Origin of the sequence: Methylobacterium sp. FF17 (assembly GCF_025813715.1) — a bacterium.
GTDB classification, from domain to species: domain Bacteria; phylum Pseudomonadota; class Alphaproteobacteria; order Rhizobiales; family Beijerinckiaceae; genus Methylobacterium; species Methylobacterium flocculans.
In genome coordinates this window covers 5,698,820-5,712,486 of the sequence record NZ_CP107532.1, presented here as the reverse complement: position 1 = coordinate 5,712,486, position 13,667 = coordinate 5,698,820, and the positions used below count along the sequence as shown (strand labels likewise).

Below are 13,667 nucleotides of genomic sequence, written 5' to 3'. Positions count from 1 at the left end.
TGGCCGCATCATCCGCGCGCGGCCACGCTCACGGCAAGCGCCAAACGCCTCAGTCCTCGAAGGGGTTGTGCATGAGGATGGTGTCGTTGCGCTCCGGCGAAGTCGAGAGCAGGGCGACGGGCGCCCCGATCAGTTCCTCGATCCGACGCACGTACTTGATCGCCTGCGCGGGCAGGTCCGCCCAGGAGCGGGCGCCCGCCGTGGTGCCCGACCAGCCCTCGATGGTTTCGTAGATCGGCTCGACCTTGGCCTGCGCCGCCTGGTTGGCGGGCAGGTGATCCACCACCTCGCCGTCGAGGCGGTAGCCGGTGCAGACCTTGATGGTCTCGAAGCCGTCGAGGATGTCGAGCTTGGTCAGCGCGATGCCGTCGATGCCGGAGGTCCGCACGGTCTGGCGCACCAGCACCGCGTCGAACCAGCCGCAGCGGCGCTTGCGACCGGTATTCACGCCGAACTCGCGGCCCTTGGCGCCGATCGTCTCGCCGATCTCGTCGAAGAGCTCGGTGGGGAAGGGGCCTTCGCCGACCCGGGTGGTGTAGGCCTTGGCGATGCCGAGCACGTAGCCGATCGCGGACGGGCCCATGCCGGAGCCCGTCGCGGCCTGGGCGGCCACGATGTTGGAGGAGGTCACGAAGGGGTAGGTGCCGTGGTCGACGTCGAGGAGCGCCCCTTGCGCGCCCTCGAACAGGATGCGCTTGCCCGCACGGCGCTCGTCGTCGAGGAGCTTCCAGACCGGCTCGGCGAACGGCAGGATGGTGGGCGCGATCGCCTTCAGCTCGGCGAGCAGCGCGCCCGCATCCACCTCGGCGATGCCGAGACCCCGGCGCAGGGCGTTGTGGTGGGTGAGCACCCGCTCGATCTTGGCTTCGAGGGTGTGCTCGTCGGCGAGGTCGACCACCCGGATCGCGCGCCGGCCGACCTTGTCCTCATAAGCAGGGCCGATGCCGCGCTTCGTCGTGCCGATCTTCAGGCCGGCGTTCGAGGTCTCGCGGAAATGGTCGAGTTCGCGGTGCAGCGGCAGGATCAGGGTGGCGTTGTCGGCGATCCGCAGGGTGCGGGGCGAGATCTCGACGCCCTGCGCCTGGAGGCGGGCGATCTCGTCCACGAGGTGCCAGGGATCGACCACGACGCCGTTGCCGATCACCGAGAGCTTGCCGCCGCGCACGACGCCGGAGGGCAGCAGCGCCAGCTTGTAGGTGACGCCGTCGATGACCAGCGTGTGGCCGGCATTGTGCCCGCCCTGGAAGCGGACCACCACGTCGGCCTGCTCGGAGAGCCAGTCGACGATCTTGCCCTTGCCTTCGTCACCCCACTGGGCGCCTACGACGACGACGTTTGCCATTCACATAAGACCTGTGCGTGCCCGCGCGAAAGCGGCCCGACCTGTCGGGCGGACCGCTTTCGCTGTCTTCGGGTCTTTCCGCGATCCGTGCGCGGAAATCAAGCAAGGGGGCCGCCTGCGCCCGGATGGGCGGGTATGCCGCCTCAGCGGGCCTCGGTTCCGGGCGGCCGGCCGGGCAGGTCACCGGGCTTGATCACCGGCATGCCACCGGGGTTCGGGTCGGGCGGCGTCACCACCATGCCGGGGGCCGCGTTGCCCGGCGGCTTGATCACGCCGTCGCTCTTCTCGAGCTTCTCGCTCAGGGTCCCCTTGTCGGCCGACTCGTCCGAGGGGCGGATCTTGTCGGGGATCGTCTGGTTCGGCGGCGGCAGGGCCGGGTCGCTGTCACGGCCCTTCAGCGGTGCGTCGGGGGACTGGGCAAAGGCCGCGCCGGCGATCAGGCCGAAGCCGACCGCGAGGGTGAGGATCGAGCGCATGGAGTCTCCCTGTCTCGGATGCGAGGTCGGAGGGAGAACAGGCCCGGCGCCGAAGCGTTCCTGCCGAGGTCGTAACGTGCTGGGGTGGGAATGGCCTTCCCCCATCTGCCTTTGCGGGCGGACCGCGTCCCTCTCCCCCTCGCGGGAAGAGGTTAGGACTGGGGGTGTCACCGCCCGCCACGATCGATGGAGTTGGTGCCCCCACCTCCAACGCCTCCCCGCAAGCTCGACGGATATCGGGCAAGCCCGAGATCCGCCGGGGAGGAGAGGGGGAAAGACCCCGAGCACCGACCGGAGCGGTCAGGCGCTCTCGCGGGCCATGGCGAGGTAGAGTTCACGCAGGCGCCGGGTGTGCGGGCCGGGGCGGCCCTCGCCGACCGCGTGGCCGTCAATGGAGACCACCGGCATCACGAAGGCCGAGGCGCTGGTGTAGAAGGCTTCGGCCGCGTCCTTCGCCTCGGAGACGCTGAAGAGGCGCTCCTCCAGCGCGAGGCCGGCTTCCTCGGCGAGCCGCAGCACCGCCTTGCGGGTGATGCCCGGCAGGAGGGCTGTGGAGAGCGGGCGGGTGACGAGGGCGCCAGCCTTGGTGACGATGAAGGCCGTGGAGGACGAGCCCTCGGTGACCGCGTCGTCCTCGACCATCCAGGCCTCGGCGACCCCGGCGGCGGCGGCCTGCTGCTTGGCGAGCACCTGGGCCAGCAGCGCCACCGACTTGATGTCCCGGCGCTTCCAGCGGAGATCCGGCACGGTGATGATCTTGGCGCCCGTCTCGGCGAGGGGGTTCTTCGCGACGGTCTTGGCCTGCGTGAACATCATCACGGTGGGCGCGGTGCCGGCCGGCGGGTAGGCGAAGTCGCGCTCGTGCACGCCGCGCGTCACCTGCATGTAGACCAGCCCCTCGGTGAGGCCGTTGCGGGCGACGAGCTCGGTCTGCAGGCCGATCCACGCGGACATGCTGTGCGGGTTGGCGATGTCGATCTCGCCCAGCGAACGGTCGAGCCGGGCGAGATGGGCTTCGTTGTCGACGAGGCGTCCGTCGAGCACCGCCGAGACCTCGTAGATCCCGTCGGCGAAGAGGAAGCCCCGATCCATGATCGGCACGCGCGCCTCGGCGAAGGGCAGGAACTCGCCGTTCAGGTAGACGATACGTGGATGGGACACGGGGCTGACCTCAACTGACCGAAGGTTAGGGATGGACGCAGGATCCGTGCGCGGATGCGGTCAGGCGGCCCCGAAGACCCGCGAAAAGATCGTGTCCACGTGCTTGAAGTGGTAGCCGAGGTCGAAGCACTCCTCGATCTGCTCGGGGGTGAGTTCGGCGGTGACGTCGGCATCGGCCTTGAGGAGCGCGAGGAAGTCGCCCTCGCCGCGCCAGACCGGCATCGCGTTGCGCTGCACGAGGCGGTAGGCATCCTCCCGCGAGACGCCGGCCTGGGTCAGGGCCAGCAGCACCCGTTGCGAGTGGACGAGGCCGCCGAGCTTGTCGAGGTTGCGCTGCATGGTCTCGGGATAGATCAGCAGCTTGTCGATGACGCCGGTGAGGCGGGCCAGCGCGAAGTCCAGGGTCACGGTGGCGTCGGGGCCGATCATGCGCTCCACCGAGGAGTGCGAGATGTCGCGCTCGTGCCAGAGCGCCACGTTCTCCATGGCGGGCAGGGCGTAGCTGCGCACCATGCGGGCGAGGCCCGTGAGGTTCTCGGTGAGCACCGGATTGCGCTTGTGGGGCATCGCCGAGGAGCCCTTCTGGCCCTCGGAGAAGAACTCCTCCGCTTCCAGCACCTCCGTGCGCTGGAGGTGGCGCACCTCGATGGAGAGGCGCTCCACCGAAGAGGCGACCACGCCCAGGATCGCAAAGAACATGGCGTGACGGTCGCGCGGGATGACCTGGGTCGAGACCGGCTCCGGCGTCAGGCCCATGGCCTTGGCGACGTACTCTTCCACGCGCGGGTCGATGTTGGCGAAGGTGCCGACCGCGCCCGAGATCGCGCAAGTGGCGATTTCTTCCCGTGCGGCGGCGAGGCGCGCGCGGTTGCGCTCGAACTCCGCATAGGCCTGCGCCAGCTTGAGGCCGAAGGTGACGGGCTCGGCATGGATGCCGTGCGAGCGGCCGATGGTCGGCGTCAGCTTGTGCTCGAAGGCCCGGCGCTTGAGGGCGGCGAGCAGGGCGTCGACGTCCTTGATGAGGAGATCGGCGGCGCGCACGAGCTGGACGTTGAGGCAGGTGTCGAGCACGTCCGACGAGGTCATGCCCTGGTGGACGAAGCGCGCCTCGGGGCCGACGATCTCCGCCAGATGCGTGAGGAAGGCGATGACGTCGTGCTTGGTCACCGCCTCGATGGCGTCGATGCGGGCCACGTCGAAGACCGCGTCGCGGCCCTTCTCCCAGATCGTGTCGGCGGCCTCCTTCGGCACGACGCCGAGTTCGGCCAGGGCCGTGGTGGCGTGGGCCTCGATCTCGAACCAGATCCGGAAGCGGGATTCGGGCGACCAGATCGCGGTCATCTCGGGGCGGCTGTAGCGGGGGATCATGCGGCGCCTCGGGTTGCCACGCGTCAGGACATCGAAGCTGGCGCCTAGCACGGGCGCGCATGGCGCTCAACGCGCCAGGATCGAACGCGAACGCCCGCCAAAAGTGTGTCTTTCGCGCGTCACACGCATCGATCGTGTCGCCCGCGCTCCGGGGAGGGAGCCAGCGCAAACCTCGGTTTTCGACGCAATACCAGATCGATAGCGTACAGCCTGAACCTGTACTTATTATAATGAAAGAGGAGACCCGGAACTTATCCCTCGCAGCGCCGAGCCGTGATCGACTATGCTTTCGAAGTATCAATATATCTCCACTGATCGTCATGGATAATGCCATCAGCAGGAACGATACTTCGGATAGACAGGATCAGCCGCTCGATGTTCAGCACGCGTAACCTTGGTCTTCTCGCGATCCTGATGGGAGAGACGTGCCTCGCCGGCGGGCGCGGCGCGCTCGCGCAGGAGGCGGCACCGGCCGGAGCCGCACAAGGCGAAGTCAGCCTCGACCTGCTCAGCGTGGAAGGGACCGGCGCGGCGAGCACCGGCTACCGCACGGTGCGGGCCCGCAGCGCCACCAAGACGGACACGGCCCTGATCGACACGCCGCAGGCGGTGACGGTCGTCACGCGGGAGCAGATCCAGGACCAGGGCCACCAGGGCGTGACCGAGGCCCTGCGCTACGTGCCGGGGGTGTTCCTGCACCAGGGCGCGGCGAACCGGGACGAGATCGTGATCCGCGGCCAGCAATCGAGCGCCGACTTCTACGTCAACGGCATCCGCGACGACGGGCAGTACTTCCGCGACCTCTACAACGTCGAGCGCGTCGAGGTCCTGAAGGGACCGAACGCGATGATCTTCGGGCGCGGCGGCGGCGGCGGCGTGGTCAACCGCGTCCTCAAGGAGGCCAACGGCATCCCGCTGCGCGAGGTCGTCCTCCAGACCGGGTCGTACGGGACCAAGCGCCTCGCCCTCGATGTGGGCGACCGGATCTCGGACAGCGCCTTCTTCCGCCTCAACGGCCTGTTCGAGGATAGCGGGACGTTCCGCAACTTCGTGGATCTCCGGCGCTGGGGCATCAACCCCACCGCGACCCTGCTGCTCGGGCCCGACACGACCCTCAAGCTGTCCTACGAGTACTTCCACGACGAGCGCACCGCCGATCGGGGCATCCCCTCCCAGAACGGGCGGCCCTATCGCTACCGCGAGAACATCCGCACCTTCTTCGGCAATCCGGACCTGAGCACCGCCCGGGTCGACGCCCACATCGCGACCGCCGTGCTCGAGCATCGCTTCGCCTCCGGCGTGGAGATGCGCAGCCAGGTCCGCTTCGCCGATTACGACAAGTTCTCTCAGATCGTCTATCCGAGCATCCGGACGGGCGGCAGCGTGAATGCCGCCGGGACGCGGGTCGAACTCAGCGCCTTCAACAACGACACGCCGCGCACGAACCTCTTCAACCAGAACGATTTCACCTACCGCTTCACCACCGGCCCCCTGGCGCACACGCTGCTCGCCGGCTTCGAGCTCGGCCACCAGTCGGGGATCACCTACCGGGAGGACGGGTTCTTCGCCACGACCGGCACGCAGACCCTCGTGGTCAACCCGCTCTCGCCCCTCTCGCGGGTTCCGGTGAGCTTCCGCAACATCGCCTCGGGCGCGAACAGCCGCTACGACCTCGGGCTGGCGGCGGTCTACGCCCAGGACCAGATCGAGATCGGCCCGCACCTGCAGATCATCGGCGGCCTGCGCTTCGATCACTTCGACTTCAGTTCCACCGACCGGCGCACGCAGGTCGGCAACACCCGGGTGGACAACCTACTGTCGCCCCGGATCGGCGCGGTCCTCAAGCCGTTCGACGCCCTGGCCTTCTATGCCAATTACAGCGTCTCCTACCTGCCCTCCGCCGGGGACCAGTTCACCGCCTTGTCGGAGAGGCTGGCCATCGCCCCGCCGGAGCGCTTCGAGAACCGCGAGGTCGGCGTGAAGTGGGACGTGACGCCGGCGCTCCAGCTCACCGGCGCCCTGTACGACCTCGACCGCTACAACCAGCGCCTCTCGGACCCGAACCGTCCCGGTTTCTTCCTGCTCAGCGGCCAGACCAACGCGCGGGGCGTCGAGATCGGCGCGAACGGCTATCTCACCGACTGGTGGCAGGTCGCGGGCGGCTACGCCTTCACGGATGCGCGCATCGTCAGCGGCTTCGGCTCGGCCCTCATCGTCCCGGGCAACCGGGTCGCCGTCGTGCCCTTCAACGCGGTCACGGTGTGGAACAAGTTCAGCGTGACACCGGGATTCTCGATCGGCCTCGGCACGATCCACCAGGGCCATAGCTTCGCCAGCGCCGACAACACGGTCCGGCTGCCGGGCTACACGCGCTTCGATCTCGGCCTGTTCTATCAGGTCACCGACGGGGTGCGGGCGCAGATCAACATCGAGAACCTGTTCGACCGGGGCTACATCGCCACCGCCGACGGCAACAGCAACATCTCGCCGGGCGCGCCGCGCCTGATCCGGGCGCAGGTCGTGGCGCGGTTCTGAGCCGGCGCGCGCTGCGACGCTGTTGCAATCCGGCCACAATCCCTCCTGGATCGACCGTTTTTAGAATCGATCCAGGATTAAGCCGGAAACAACTTTGCTAAATGTTACGAACATGTTGCCGAATGATTTCGATGGCTTCTTAGAGCCGTTATAAGACAAATAACGGGATCGACCGCTCCGACCGCTTGCTTGGCCCGTACTTGGAGATCATGGGACAAATCAGTCCCTGGATCGACCGAGGGGCACAAGATCAACAAGACGTGATCCGAGAGCCGGTGGAATCGATTATGAAGATTGCAGCAACGTCGCGTGTCCTCGCGACCCTGTTGTGCGGAACCGCGCTGCCGGGGATCGCCCTGGCGCAACCGGCCATCCTCCCGGCGGACACCGCGGTCACCCTGGATCAGTTGAGCGTCGAAGGCCTGCGCGGCAATACGGTGGGCTACCTGACGCGGGAGACGCGCAGCGCGACGAAGACCACCACGCCGCTCATCGACACGCCGCAATCCGTCACCGTCGTGACCCAGGCCCAGATCCGCGACCAGGGCTTCCAATCGATCGAGGAGGCCGTGCGCTACGTCCCGGGCATCATCCCGCACCAGGGCGAGGGCAACCGCGACGACCTCGTGATCCGTGGCCAGCGCTCCAACGCCGATTTCTACGTCAACGGCGTGCGCGACGACGTGCAGTACTTCCGCGACCTCTACAACACGCAGCGGATCGAGGTGCTCAAGGGCCCCAACGCCCTGGTGTTCGGGCGCGGCGGCGGCGGCGGCGTCATCAACCGCGTCCTGAAGGAGGCCGACGGCATCCCGATCCGCGAGATCGTGGCCCAGGGCGGCCAGTTCGGGAACAAGCGCGTGGCGGTCGATGTGGGCGACCGGATCAGCGACAGCGTGTACTTCCGCCTCAACGGCATGTTCGAGGATACGGGCACCTATCGCGACTTCGGCGACATCCGCCGCTACGGCATCAACCCGACGATGACGTTCCTGTTGAGCCCGGTCACGACGCTCAAGCTGTCCTACGAGTACTTCCACGACGAGCGGACCACGGATCGCGGCATCCCCTCGCAGTTCGGGCGGCCCTACCGCTACCGCCAGAACACCGCCACGTATTTCGGCAATCCGGACCTGAGCTACGCCCGCGTCGACGCCCACATCGCCACCGCGACCCTCGACCACCTGTTCGAGTCCGGCGTGGCGCTGCACAGCACCCTGCGCTTCGCGGACTACCAGAAGTTCTACCAGAACGTCTTCCCGGGCGGGGCGGTCAACGCGGCCGGCACCGCCGTCAACATCACGGCGTACAACAACGAGACGCCGCGGACGAACTACTTCAGCCAGAACGATCTCACCTACAAGTTCGACACGGGCGTCCTGCGGCACACCCTGCTGGCCGGCTTCGAACTCGGCTACCAGGAGGGCCGCGCCTTCCGCGAGGAGGGGTTCTTCCCCAACGGCACCCAGACCCTCGTGGTCAATCCGCTGGCCTCGGTCACCCGCGCGCCCGTCGCCTTCCGCAACACCACCGGCAACAACACCCGCTACGACCTCGGGCTGGCGGCGGTCTACGCCCAGGACCAGATCGAGATCGGCCCGCACCTGCAGGTCATCGGCGGCCTGCGCTACGACCATTTCGACTTCACGTCGAACAACCTGAACGCGCGGGCGCCCGTCCCGGTGCAGACCAACCGGGTCGACGACCTCGTCTCTCCGCGCGCCGGCGTGGTCCTGAAGCCGCTGGAGAACCTCGCCTTCTACGGCAGCTACAGCGTCTCCTACCTGCCCTCGTCCGGCGACCAGTTCGGGTCCCTGACGCCGGGGCTCGCCATCGCGCAGCCGGAGCGTTTCGAGAACGCGGAGGTCGGCGTGAAGTACGACGTCTCGCCGCTGCTCCAGCTCACGGGCGCCCTGTACAACCTCGACCGCTTCAACCAGCGCATCGCCGATCCGAACCGTCTCGGATTCTTCCTCACCAGCGGCCAGACGACCACCCAAGGGGCGGAGATCGGGGCCAACGGCTACGTCACCGACTGGTGGCAGGTGGCGGGCGGCTACGCCTTCACGGATGCCCGCATCGTCAGCAACGTCTCGACCACGATCATGCGGGGCAACACCGTCGGGCTCGTGCCCTTCAACGCCTTCACTCTCTGGAACAAGTTCGAGGTCACGCCCGAACTCTCCTTCGGCGTCGGCTACATCCAGACCGGACACACCTTCGCGTCCTCGGACAACACGGTGCGCCTGCCCGGCATCACCCGCTTCGACCTGGGCCTGTTCTACAAGGTGAACGAGTTCTGGCGCGCGCAGATCAACATCGAGAACGCGTTCGACCGGCGCTACATCGCCACCGCCGACGGCAACAACAACATCCAGCCCGGTGCGCCGCGCACCATCCGCGCGCAGATCATCGCGCGGTTCTGAGTCGCGGCGGCGGGTGGCTCACTCCACCCGCTGCCAGCCCGGCCCCATCAGGCGCTCCTGCGGGGTGAAACGGGCCTTGTAGTCCATCTTGCGCGATCCCTCGACCCAGTAGCCGAGGTAGAGGTAGGGCAGGCCGAGTTCGGCCGCGCGCCGGATGTGGTCGAGGATCATGAAGGTGCCGAGCGAGCGATGCGCCTCGGACGGATCGTAGAACGAGTAGACCATCGAGAGGCCGTCCGCGAGGACGTCGGTGAGGCACAGGGCGACGGTCGGGCCGGTGCCGCGCCCGTTGATCGCGGTGTCGGGGCCGCGCCGGCGATAGGCCACGAGGTGGGTGTCGACGTGGCTGTCCTCGATCATCATCGCGTAGTCGAGGACGGTCATGTCGACCATGCCGCCGTCGCCGTGGCGGGCGTCGAGGTAGCGCCGGAAGAGGGCGTATTGCTCGGAGGCCGGGCGGTTGGGCTCCGGGTTGCCCACAAGGTCGTGGTTGCGCTGGAGGATGCGGCGCTGGCTGCCCGATGGCCGGAAATCGGACACCACCACCCGCACCGAGATGCAGGCGCGGCAGGATTCGCAGGCCGGCCGATAGGCGATGGTCTGCGAGCGGCGGAAGCCGCCCTGCGTCAGGATCTCGTTGAGGTCGCGGGCGCGACGGCCGACGAGGTGCGTGAACACCTTCCGCTCCTCCTGCCCCGGCAGGTACGGGCACGGCGAGGGGGCCGTCAGGTAGAATTGCGGGGTATCCCGGGAATGGCTCGTCACGCTTGTCTGTCGCTCGCCGCGCGGGGCCTGCGAAACGCGGGCCGAGACTTGAGTGTATCCGCATCGTGGGCCGGCTCAACACCCCCTGCGGTCCTCGGAACGATTTCGTGCGAAACCTTCGTCGCAGCCCGATCCCGGCCCTGATCCTTCCCCAGGACTTGATCCTTCCCGAGGACTTGATCCATGCCGAGGACTTGATCCTGGTCGAACCCTGCCCCCGCCCGGAGCCCCGGGCGGGACGCCGCGTCCCCTCAGTCCGCGCGCACCACGGCGAGGCCGAGGAGCAGGTCATGCCCGAGGCGGCGGTCGGCGCGCACGAGGCCGATGCCGACATCGAGCATCCAGAGCACGAACGCGGAGGCCACGGCCACGTAGAACAGCAGCGCGTGGATCGCGGCGGTGAGGTAATCGACGCGGGCGCCGCTCTCGGGGGCCACGACGCGCAGGCCCATCATCCGCATGCCCCAGGTGCCCTGGCCCGCGCCCCCCACCGTGATGGCGCTGTAGAGGATGCCGCTGGCGGGGAGGATCGCGAACAGCGTCCAGCCGAGGCCGAAGGTGAGCACGCCGACCACCGTGATCGCCAGCATCAGGAAGGCCGTGAAGCCGAAGATGAACAGGATGTCGAGGAGGTAGGCGACGAAGCGCGCCCCGAGGCTGCCCCGGACGTAGGGGACCGGAAACTGGGGGGCGTAGCCGGCCGCGTAGCGATCGGCGTAGGGGCTTTGCGTCTCGCGCATGGGGGCGCTCCTGAACGGCGCTCGCGGAATGGAGCGGCTGTCGTTCCGTCCCGAAATGTGGGCGTGCGCCGCACAACTCTCAAGATCGATTCAGGGCGGATCGGGGTTTCGCGCGGCGGGATCGGCGGCGGCGGCCTCCGGCGTGTCGAGGTAGTAGTGCCGCAGCAGGTAGAGGCTGGCGCCGCTGACCGGGCCGGACTCGGTGGACAGCCCGAGGAGTTCGGCGCCGGGGCCGAAGCCACAGGCGACCCAGCGCTGGCGTGCGGCCTGCCCCGGCCGCCCCGAGACCGCGTAATCGACCCGCACCTCGTCGGCATGCGCCCCCGTGCCGACGCGCAGGAGCCGGATGCCCGCCTGCGAGGGCGCCACCGCCGGCACGACGCGCCGGCAAATCGTGGCGCGCTGGCGGTCCACCGAGCTCTCGCAGGCGCCGAGGCCGAGCGCGAGGGCGGCGAGCCAGCGCGCGGACGCGCCGACCCTCACGCCCCGGCGCGCAGCCGCTCGGCGACCCGCAGGGCGTAGTAGGTGAGCACGCCATCGGCGCCCGCGCGCTTGAAGGCCAGCAGGCTCTCGACCATGGCCCGCTCCCCGTCGAGCCAGCCGTTGCGGGCGGCGGCCTCGATCATCGCGTACTCGCCCGAGACCTGATAGGCGAAGGTCGGCACCGCGAACTCATCCTTCACCCGGCGGATGATGTCGAGATAGGGCAGGCCGGGCTTCACCATCACGGAATCGGCGCCCTCGGCGAGATCGAGGGCGACCTCGCGGATCGCCTCGTCGGAATTGCCCGGGTCCATCTGGTAGGTGCGCTTGTCGCCCACCAGCGCGGCCTGCGTGCCGATGGCGTCGCGGAACGGGCCGTAGAACGCGCTCGCGTACTTGGCCGCGTAGGCCATGATCTGAACATCGCGAAAGCCCGCCCGGTCGAGGCCCGCCCGGATCGCGCCGACGCGCCCGTCCATCATGTCGGAGGGCGCGATGATGTCGGTGCCGGCCTCGGCCTGGATCAGGCTCTGCTCCACGAGGAGGGCCACGGTCTCGTCGTTGAGGATCGCGCCGTCCTCGAGGAGCCCGTCATGGCCGTGGCTGGTATAGGGGTCGAGGGCGACGTCGGTCATCAGCCCGAGTTCCGGCACCGCCTTCTTCACGGCGCGCACCGCCCGGCACACGAGGTTTTCGCGGTTCAGCGACTCGGACCCCGTGGGATCGCGCAAGCCCGGCTCGGTGTAGGGAAAGAACGAGATCGCCGGGATACCGGCGCGGGCGGCCTTCTCGGCATCGCGCACGACCTCGTCGACGCTGAGGCGCTCCACGCCCGGCATCGACGCGATGGGCTCGCGCCGGCCCGAGCCCTCGATCACGAAGAGCGGCCAGATCAGGTCGTCGACGGTGAGCGTATGCTCGCGCACGAGGCGGCGCGACCACTCGGCCTTGCGGTTGCGACGCGGGCGCTGGGTGATCCCCAGGGGCGCCGGTCGGGCCGCGTCCCGCGCGGTCTCGACGGCGAGGGGACGGGGCGTCGCGGGATCATGGGTCATCATTCGGCGAACTCGATGGGTTTCGGCCCTGGGACCATGGCACATGCGGGGCGTAACACATCCGCAAAAGCCTTCGAAACCCGCGCTGCCGACGCAGGAAGACCTGCCATGATCCCTTTGCAGGCGGAGATCCCTTTGCAGGCGGTGATCCGTCGGCTGGGGACGGCGGCTCGGGCCCGGCGCCCGGGTGCCGATTGACGCCGCGCGCCAAAACCTCGTCTAAGCAGGCGATCCAGGCGGGAGCGACGATGGCGGATTCAGGCGAGGCGGAGATCCTGTTCGAGCGGCGCGGGGCGGTGGGCCTCGTGACCCTGAACCGGCCGCGCGCCCTGAACGCCCTCACGCGCGCGATGCTCGAGGCGATGCGGGCGCAACTCGCGGCCTGGGCCGAGGATGCCGCCGTGACCCGCCTCGTCCTGCGCGGTCGGGGTGGGCGGGCCTTCTGCGCCGGGGGCGACATCCGCGAGATCCATGCCCTCGCCACGGCCGGCGACCACGCGGGCGTCGATGCGTTCTGGCGCGCCGAGTACGGCCTCGACGCCGCCGTGAAGCACTTACCCAAACCCATCGTCAGCCTGATCGAGGGCCTCGTGATGGGCGGGGGCAACGGCATCTCGGTGCATGGCAGCCACCGGGTCTCCTCCGAGAGCTACAGCTTCGCGATGCCGGAGGTGGGCATCGGGCTGTTTCCGGATGTCGGCATGACCTACGTGCTGCCGCGCCTGCCCGGCCTCACCGGCACCTATCTCGCCCTGACGGGCACCCGGATCGGCCCCGGCGACGCGCACGCGGTGGGGCTGGCCACGCACCACGCGGCGGCCGCCGATTTCGACGCCCTCGTGGACGCCCTCGCCGGGGGCGGGCCGATCGACCCGGTGCTCGCCGACCGCGCCCGGCCGGTGCCGGACCCGGGGGTGCTGGTCCGCGAACGCGCCCGCATCGACGCCTGCTTCGGCGCCGACACCGTACCCGACATCCTGGCGCGCCTCGATGCGGACGGGTCCGCCTTCGCGACGGAGACGGCCGCGCTGATGCGCACGCGCTCCCCCACCAGCCTCGTGCTGGTGCGCGAGCAGATGCGCCGGGGCGCGACCCTGACCTTCCCCGACGCGCTGCGCACCGAGTACCGCATGGTCAGCGCCCTGATGCGCGGACACGACTTCTTCGAAGGCGTGCGCGCCGCCGTGATCGACAAGGACGGCGCGCCGGCCTGGTCGCCCGCGACCCTGGGGGCCGTCGACCCCGGCACGATCGCCGCGGCCTTCGCGCCGGGTGACGCACCCGAACCCGATTTCGAGCGGTGACGAGAGGCCCGG

At 68.9% G+C, this 13,667-nt stretch carries 11 protein-coding genes; 3 read left to right on the top strand and 8 right to left on the bottom strand.

All coding sequences use genetic code 11. From position 1 onward, the window contains the following. Window positions 1–49: 49 nt before the first annotated feature. The 4 genes from OF380_RS27160 to purB form a co-directional block, all read right to left on the bottom strand. Window positions 50–1,342 (bottom strand): adenylosuccinate synthase, encoded by a 1,293-nt coding sequence (locus OF380_RS27160; protein ID WP_264048718.1) that lies wholly within the window; start codon window positions 1,340–1,342, stop codon window positions 50–52. Between the two features lie 143 nt (window positions 1,343–1,485). Then, window positions 1,486–1,818, bottom strand: a complete 333-nt coding sequence (locus OF380_RS27155) for a hypothetical protein (RefSeq protein ID WP_264048717.1) — start codon at window positions 1,816–1,818, stop codon at window positions 1,486–1,488. Window positions 1,819–2,118: 300 nt separating this feature from the next. After that, window positions 2,119–2,979, bottom strand: coding sequence for a D-amino-acid transaminase (locus OF380_RS27150; protein WP_264048716.1), 861 nt, complete (start codon window positions 2,977–2,979; stop codon window positions 2,119–2,121). 60 nt (window positions 2,980–3,039) lie between these two features. Further along, window positions 3,040–4,347: an adenylosuccinate lyase gene (purB, locus tag OF380_RS27145; protein ID WP_264048715.1), complete on the bottom strand. Its 1,308-nt coding sequence runs from the start codon at window positions 4,345–4,347 to the stop codon at window positions 3,040–3,042. Between the two features lie 375 nt (window positions 4,348–4,722). Between purB and OF380_RS27140 the strand changes: the two genes are divergently transcribed. Beyond that, window positions 4,723–6,882, top strand: coding sequence for a TonB-dependent receptor (locus tag OF380_RS27140; protein ID WP_264048713.1), 2,160 nt, complete (start codon window positions 4,723–4,725; stop codon window positions 6,880–6,882). A gap of 287 nt (window positions 6,883–7,169) precedes the next feature. After that, the gene (locus tag OF380_RS27135; RefSeq protein WP_264048712.1) at window positions 7,170–9,308 is read left to right on the top strand and encodes a TonB-dependent receptor; all 2,139 of its coding nucleotides are present in this window, start codon (window positions 7,170–7,172) and stop codon (window positions 9,306–9,308) included. Window positions 9,309–9,326: 18 nt separating this feature from the next. Here OF380_RS27135 and OF380_RS27130 read toward each other — a convergent pair whose 3' ends face one another. The 4 genes from OF380_RS27130 to hemB form a co-directional block, all read right to left on the bottom strand. Beyond that, window positions 9,327–10,073 carry an arginyltransferase gene (locus OF380_RS27130; protein WP_264048711.1) on the bottom strand — a complete coding sequence of 249 codons (747 nt, stop codon included), beginning with the start codon at window positions 10,071–10,073 and terminating at the stop codon, window positions 9,327–9,329. Between the two features lie 251 nt (window positions 10,074–10,324). After that, the gene (locus tag OF380_RS27125; RefSeq protein ID WP_264048710.1) at window positions 10,325–10,813 is read right to left on the bottom strand and encodes an RDD family protein; all 489 of its coding nucleotides are present in this window, start codon (window positions 10,811–10,813) and stop codon (window positions 10,325–10,327) included. 90 nt (window positions 10,814–10,903) lie between these two features. Next, window positions 10,904–11,296 carry a hypothetical protein gene (locus tag OF380_RS27120; protein WP_264048709.1) on the bottom strand — a complete coding sequence of 131 codons (393 nt, stop codon included), beginning with the start codon at window positions 11,294–11,296 and terminating at the stop codon, window positions 10,904–10,906. After that, window positions 11,293–12,351, bottom strand: a complete 1,059-nt coding sequence (hemB, locus tag OF380_RS27115; RefSeq protein ID WP_264051510.1) for a porphobilinogen synthase — start codon at window positions 12,349–12,351, stop codon at window positions 11,293–11,295. The genes OF380_RS27120 and hemB overlap by 4 nt, the downstream gene beginning before the upstream one ends. 248 nt (window positions 12,352–12,599) lie before the next feature. On the opposite strand from hemB, the gene OF380_RS27110 reads away from it, so the two are divergent. Continuing rightward, on the top strand, window positions 12,600–13,655 hold the full coding sequence (locus tag OF380_RS27110; RefSeq protein WP_264048708.1) for an enoyl-CoA hydratase/isomerase family protein: 1,056 nt from the start codon (window positions 12,600–12,602) through the stop codon (window positions 13,653–13,655). Window positions 13,656–13,667: the final 12 nt, after the last annotated feature.

Bases quoted from the DNA above. Each gene is read 5' to 3' on its own strand.
- OF380_RS27135 (WP_264048712.1), top strand. From the start codon at position 7,170: ATGAAGATTGCAGCAACGTCGCGTGTCCTCGCGACCCTGTTGTGCGGA.
- OF380_RS27160 (WP_264048718.1), bottom strand. From the start codon at position 1,342: ATGGCAAACGTCGTCGTCGTAGGCGCCCAGTGGGGTGACGAAGGCAAG.
- hemB (WP_264051510.1), bottom strand. From the start codon at position 12,351: ATGACCCATGATCCCGCGACGCCCCGTCCCCTCGCCGTCGAGACCGCG.
- OF380_RS27155 (WP_264048717.1), bottom strand. From the start codon at position 1,818: ATGCGCTCGATCCTCACCCTCGCGGTCGGCTTCGGCCTGATCGCCGGC.
- OF380_RS27140 (WP_264048713.1), top strand. From the start codon at position 4,723: ATGTTCAGCACGCGTAACCTTGGTCTTCTCGCGATCCTGATGGGAGAG.
- purB (WP_264048715.1), bottom strand. From the start codon at position 4,347: ATGATCCCCCGCTACAGCCGCCCCGAGATGACCGCGATCTGGTCGCCC.
- OF380_RS27110 (WP_264048708.1), top strand. From the start codon at position 12,600: ATGGCGGATTCAGGCGAGGCGGAGATCCTGTTCGAGCGGCGCGGGGCG.
- OF380_RS27125 (WP_264048710.1), bottom strand. From the start codon at position 10,813: ATGCGCGAGACGCAAAGCCCCTACGCCGATCGCTACGCGGCCGGCTAC.